We start from the raw sequence: 6,604 nt of genomic DNA, 5'->3' as shown, positions 1-6,604 counted from the left end.
CTGCTCCTGGACCGTCCGATGCAGCGGCGCTTCGCTTCCGACCGGCTGTTCCAGGCCGTCATGCTGCTGCTCCAGGAGCGTATTCCCAAGGTCACCGCCTTGTTTTCGCATACGGCCAGACTTTCCGGAGTACGTTCGACGCCGCTTGCCGCCGAACTGCCGATTCGCCTGTTCGGCAGCCCGGACACAGCGGTTCCCGAGGTCCAGTTGCTGTCCAACGGTCGCTACCACGTGATGGTCACCAACGCCGGCGGTGGCTACAGTCGCTGGAAGGATCTGGCGGTGACCCGCTGGCGTGAAGACGGCACCTGCGACGACTGGGGCAGCTTCTGCTACATCCGCGAATTGACCCGAGGAGGCAGTGGAGCCCGTGACCAGTTCTGGTCGGCCGCTCATCAGCCGACGCTCAGGCGAGCGAAAAAATACGAAGCGATCTTCTCCGAAGGGCGTGCCGAATTCCGCCGTCGCGACCCGGTCGACGCCGGCGCCAGCGTTGGACTTGTCGGCGGCGGTTATTTCGAGACGCATACCGAGATCGTCGTCTCGCCGGAGGACGATATCGAGTTGCGTCGGGTACGCATTACCAATCGCTCGCGACAGCGTCGGGAAATCGAAGTCACCAGTTACGCCGAAGTGGTGATCGCAACGCCGGCAAGCGACACGCTGCATCCGGCCTTCAGCAACCTGTTCGTGCAGACGGAGATCCTGCGCGAGCGCCGCGCCATCCTGTGCACCCGCCGACCGCGCTCGCGTGACGAGCAGGCGCCGTGGATGCTGCACCTGATGGCGGTGCATGGCGTCGTCATTGGTCGGGTGTCATACGAGACGGATCGCCTGCGCTTTATCGGCCGTGGCCGCAGCGCCGCCGCTCCGCTGGCCATGAGCACGAGCGCGGCGCTCTCGGGTGCCGAGGGTTCGGTGCTCGACCCGATTGTCGCCATTCGCCATTCACTGACGCTCGATGCGGGGCAGTCGGTCACCGTCGATATGGTTACCGGCATGGCCGAAAGCCGCGAGCATGCCGTGAGCCTGATCGACAAGTATCAGGATCGGAATCTGGCGGATCGCGTCCTCGATCTGGCGTGGACGCACAGTCAGGTCGTTCTGCGCCAGCTCAATGCCAGCGAGATCGATGCGCAACTGCATGCGCGCCTGGCCGGTTCGGTGATCTACGCCAATGCCGGGTTGCGCGCCGATGCCGCCGTGCAGATCATGAATCGCCGCGGGCAATCCGGGCTGTGGGGCTATGCCATCTCGGGCGATCTGCCGATCGTGCTGCTGCAGATCGGTGATGCGGCCAATATCGGTCTCGTGCGCCAGCTCGTCCAGGCGCATGCCTACTGGCGCATGAAGGGACTGGCGGTAGACCTGGTGATCTGGAACGAAGACCACGCCGGATACCGGCAGCAACTGCAGGAGCAGATCGTCGGGCTGATCACCTCGGGGATCGAGGCCAGTGTGATCGATCGGCCGGGTGGCATCTTTGTCCGGCAGGCGGAGCAGATATCGGGCGAGGATCGTATCCTCTTCCAGTCGGTGGCGCGGGCGCTGATCACCGACAGCCGGGGATCGCTCGAAGAGCAACTCGATGCTCGCCGCCTTGCTGCAGTGCTGCCACCGCAACTGAAGCCGACCCTGGCGCACCGCCCCGAATCCGCACACGCCGACGCAGCGCCGGGCCGGGATTTGATCCTGTTCAACGGGCTTGGCGGCTTTGCCGCCGATGGCCGCGAATACGTCATCGTACTGCCACCGGGTCAGGTAACGCCGGCACCGTGGGTGAACGTCCTGGCCAACCCGCACTTCGGTAGCATCGTTTCGGAGAACGGCGTCGCCTACACCTGGAGCGAGAACGCGCACGAATTCCGGCTGACACCCTGGCACAACGACCCGGTCAGCGATGCCAGCGGCGAAGCCCTCTACCTGCGCGACGAGCAGAGCGGCCACTTCTGGTCGCCGACGCCGCTGCCGGTGCGCGCTGAAACGACTTACGTCGTCCGGCACGGATTCGGCTACAGCGTGTTCGAAACCCGATCGGGCGGAATTCGCAGCGAACTCTGGGTGTATGTGGCGCTGGATGCGGCGGTGAAGTTTTCGGTGCTCAAAGTACGCAACGAATCGGGGCGGCCACGTCGGCTGTCGGCCACCGGTTATGTCGAATGGGTACTCGGTGATGTGCGCGCCAAATCGGCAATGCATGTGCACACCGAAGTCGACGCCCACAGCGGTGCGCTTTACGCGCGTAATCCGTACAACACCGAGTTCCCGGATCGGCTGGCCTTTTACGACGTCGACGATCCGGCGCGTACGCTCAGTGGCGACCGCGCCGAGTTCATCGGTCGTAACGGCTCGCTGCAAAATCCGGCAGCCATGAAACGCACGCGCCTGTCCGGCAAAGTAGGTGCCGGCCTCGATCCCTGCGCCGCGCTTCAGGTGAACTTCGAGCTGTCCGACGGACAGGAGCGCGAGATCGTCTTTCGCCTGGGCGTTGGGCGCACGGCCGATGAAGCCGGCAAGCTGGCGCAGCGCTTCCGCGGTGCCGTGGCGGCGCGCGCCGCGCTCGAAGCCGTGCGCCAGCACTGGAAGCGCACGCTCGGTGCGGTGCAGGTGGAAACACCCGATCCCGCGCTCGATGTGCTGGCCAACGGCTGGCTGGTGTACCAGACCCTGGCCTGTCGCGTCTGGGCACGCAGTGGCTACTATCAGTCGGGCGGGGCCTTCGGTTTTCGCGACCAGTTGCAGGACGTCATGGCGCTCATCCACGCCGAGCCGGGTCTGCTGCGCGAACACCTGCTGCTCTGCGCCAGCCGCCAGTACCAGGAAGGCGATGTCCAGCACTGGTGGCATCCACCCTCGGGTCGCGGGGTGCGCACGCACTGCTCAGACGACTACCTGTGGCTGCCGCTGGCGGTGAGCCGCTATGTGCTCGGCAGCGGCGACAGCGGGGTGCTCGATGAACCCGTGCCTTTCCTGGAAGGTCGTGCGGTCAACCCGGAGGACGACTCCTACTACGATCTGCCGGGCCGCTCAGCCGAGGTGGTCAGTCTCTACCAGCACTGTGTGCGTGCCATCGGGAACGGTCTGCATTTCGGCGCGCACGGCCTGCCGCTGATCGGTTCCGGCGACTGGAACGACGGCATGAACCTGGTCGGCATCGGCGGCAAGGGCGAGAGTGTGTGGCTCGCTTTCTTCCTGTGCCAGGTGCTCAGGCAGTTCGCGCCGCTGGCGGCTGCCCATGGCGACTCCGCCTTTGCCGAGCTTTGTCTGGCGGAGGATGCCCGCTTGCGCCAGAGCATCGAGCAGCATGGCTGGGATGGCCAGTGGTACCGCCGCGCCTACTTCGACGATGGCACGCCACTCGGTTCGGCAGGCAACGCGGAATGCCGCATCGATTCGATTTCACAGAGCTGGTCGGTACTTTCCGGGGCGGGTGACGGCCAGCGTTCGCGCCTGGCCATGCAGGCCGTTGACCAGCATCTGGTGCGGCGCGACGACGCGCTGGTTCAGCTTCTCGATCCACCCTTTGATACAACGAAACTCGATCCCGGTTACATCCGCGGCTACGTGCCGGGGGTGCGCGAGAACGGCGGGCAGTACACCCATGCGGCGATCTGGACGGCAATGGCCTTTGCCGCCCTCGGCGAACGCGAGCGCGCCTGGGAAGTGCTGACCCTGATCAACCCGGTAAATCATGCCCTTTCGGCGCAGGCCGTGGCCATCTACAAAGTCGAACCCTACGTCGTCACCGCCGATGTCTATGCACTCACTCCGCATACCGGTCGCGGCGGCTGGAGCTGGTACACCGGATCGGCCGGCTGGATGTACCGCTTGATTCTCGAATCGCTGCTCGGTCTGCGCTTGGTGGGGAACACGCTGCATTTCGCCCCCTGCCTGCCTGCCGACTGGCACTCGTTCAGGATAAACTATCGCTATCGGGAAACGATGTACTCGATCACGGTGGAGCAAACGCACGTCGAAAATGATGACATGATTGGAGTGAGCAGCGTAAGGGTTGATGGCGTTGAGCAATCCGACAAGGCGATTCCGCTCGTCGACGACCAGCAGGATCATCGGGTCGAGGTCGCAGTAAACGCCTGGTCGCCTGGGATAAACACGCAGCCATCAACACTGATCGAAACTTTAATGGAATGACCTTGGAAAATTCGCCTGTATCAAGATTGCGCAGCAACACAGCGCGTTATGGATCATTTTCAATCGCGATCCACTGGCTCATGCTGATACTGATCGCAGCGGTGTACGCCTGCATGGAGCTCAAAGGGATCTTCCCCAAAGGCAGTGACTCACGCGAGATGATGAAAACCTGGCACTTCATGCTGGGGCTTTCTGTTCTTGTCCTGGCCGTGCTGCGTCTGGTGCTTAACCTGACGGTCCCGGTACCGGATATCAAGCCCGATCCGCCCCGGTGGCAGAAGCTTCTGGCCAGGCTGATGCATGTGGCGCTCTATGCGCTGATGCTCGGCTTGCCGCTGGCTGGATGGCTGCTGCTCAGCGCCGCAGGAAAGCCGATTCCCTTCTTCGGACTGCAACTTCCAGCGCTAATCGGCGAGAGTCAAACTCTGGCGAAGTCGATCAAGGAGATTCATGAGACCGGTGCCACGGTGGGTTACTTCCTCATTGGATTTCATGCGGTAGCGGCGTTGTATCACCACTATGGGGTACATGATGACACCCTGCTGCGGATGATACCGCGACGCGAGTGAACCCGCATATTTCGCAGCAAGCAGTCAGCCCACGTGACCCAGCGAACTCCCAAGGCGCCAGTTAAAAAAAAGGTTTTCCCTGGTGAATCTTTGTGTTCTTGGTCCCTCTTCAGGGAGGCTTCCCGCTGTCTTGGGGGTGAAGCATTTCCTCAAGTCTTTCAACAAACCAGATAACTGGTCCGATGACGGGTGTCGCTGCGCTGACCAGAGCTGCATCCTTCCATCTTCTTCCGGAAATTTTCGCACTATGTACGCCAGCACACAGAGTGCGGCACGTTTATCGGTCATGATCAATCACCATGGCCGGGAATTCATTCACCGACCCGATTCGCCCCGCGGCCTGGTAGCCGAATAAAGCATCATTCTTGCAGGAAGAGTGTATAAGCAGGTGAGGTGCGGCCCGCACCCCGGGTCATGCGAAGCGTCAGACTGATTCACGCATATTTGATCGAGGTTGGACATGTCCGGAAAAAATTCAAAGTGGCCATCGGCAACCGGGACGCCGGCAGGAGCGAGGGCATTTTTCTCGTGAAAGCGACGCATAAAACGCTGGCCTGGTTTGTTGCCGCGCTCCTGCTGGTTGCGCTGGGGGTGATGTTATCGCTGTGGACGTTCAGGCAGATCGAAGAAGCGGCTGGTGTGAGGAAACATACCTTCGCCGTAATTTCGGGCGCAGGCAACTTTCTGTCGGCATTGAAGGATGCCGAGACCGGTCAGCGCGGCTACTTGTTGACCGGTGAAGAATCCTTTCTGGAACCGTATCTGGTACAGCGCGATAGCCTCAGTCGCCAACTGCAGGAATTGCAGCGCCTGACCTTGCTCCCTGCAGCACGGAAACACCTTGATGCAGTGGCGCCATTGACCGAAGCCAAATTGGCTGAGTTGTCACAGTCCATCGAATTGCGTCGCCAGCAGGGCATGCCGGCCGCAATGGCACTGGAACGCAGCGGTCAGGGCAAGCCCTTGATGGATTCGATCCGTAGCGAAATGCACGGCTTTATCGAGACGGAAGAAAACCTGCTGGCGCAGCGCGAAACAGAATTTCAGTCTGAAATGCGGCGCATGTTTTCACTTATTGTTGCAGCCAGTCTGCTTGCCTTGCTGTTTGCCATTGCTTTTGCCTGGTTGATCTATCGCCAGACACAACAGCGCTTCAAGGATTTGCTCCATCTCGAAACACGAAATTTGCTCGAGAATCAGGAGGCGATGAATCGTCAACTGCAACAGGCCAACGCCGCGCTCGGCGACCGTGAGGAAAAGCTGGCCGTGACGCTTGACTCGATCGGCGATGCGGTGATCGCCACCGATGCCGAGGCACGCGTGACCCTGCTCAACCCCGTTGCCGAGCAACTCACCGGGTGGAAACAGGCGCAGGCCGTTGGCCTTCCGCTAAGCGAGGTTTTCCACATCATCAACCAGAAAACACGTGAACCCGCTGCCCTCCTGGTAGTCGAAACCCTGGCGCAGGGAACGAGCCAGGGAATGGCCAATCACACGATCCTGATTGCGCGCGATGGCCGCGAGTGCGATATCGCCGACAATTGCGCACCGATTCGCGGGCGCGACGGTCAGGTCATCGGTGCCGTGCTGGTATTCCGCAATGTCAGCGATGACTATGCATTGCAGCATGCCCTGGAGGTGCAACAGGTCGAACTGGAGATGCAGAACGAGGAACTGAGCCAGTCACAAGCGGCACTGGAAACCTCGCGCTTGCGCTATTTCGACCTCTATGACCTGGCACCGGTCGGCTATTGCACCCTGAGCGAAGCGGCGGCCAATCCGGGGCTGATTCTGGAGGCCAACCTGACCGCCGCCACCCTGCTGGGTGTGGCTCGGGGCAAGCTGGTCAGGCAAGCCTTCTCCCGTTTTATTTCAAGTGAAGG

Annotated in this window: 3 protein-coding genes; all 3 read left to right on the top strand. The window is 61.6% G+C overall.

Features of this window, described 5'->3' with window-relative positions; genetic code table 11:
- Positions 1-18: 18 nt before the first annotated feature.
- Positions 19-4,152: a glycosyl hydrolase family 65 protein gene (locus tag JNM42_RS07580; RefSeq protein WP_366504422.1), complete on the top strand. Its 4,134-nt coding sequence runs from the start codon at positions 19-21 to the stop codon at positions 4,150-4,152.
- The gene (locus tag JNM42_RS07575; protein WP_294268080.1) at positions 4,149-4,721 is read left to right on the top strand and encodes a cytochrome b; all 573 of its coding nucleotides are present in this window, start codon (positions 4,149-4,151) and stop codon (positions 4,719-4,721) included. Before JNM42_RS07580 ends, JNM42_RS07575 begins: the two co-directional genes overlap by 4 nt.
- 480 nt (positions 4,722-5,201) lie before the next feature.
- Positions 5,202-6,604, top strand: a 1,403-nt coding sequence (locus JNM42_RS07570; RefSeq protein ID WP_294268079.1) for a CHASE3 domain-containing protein, incomplete at its 3' end; no start/stop codon positions are given.

The sequence above is a fragment of the Propionivibrio sp. genome (genome assembly GCF_016790145.1).
In the GTDB taxonomy this organism is placed as follows: domain Bacteria; phylum Pseudomonadota; class Gammaproteobacteria; order Burkholderiales; family Rhodocyclaceae; genus Propionivibrio.
Note: the sequence above shows the minus strand (reverse complement) of the source record. Positions and strands in the feature narration are given on the sequence as shown.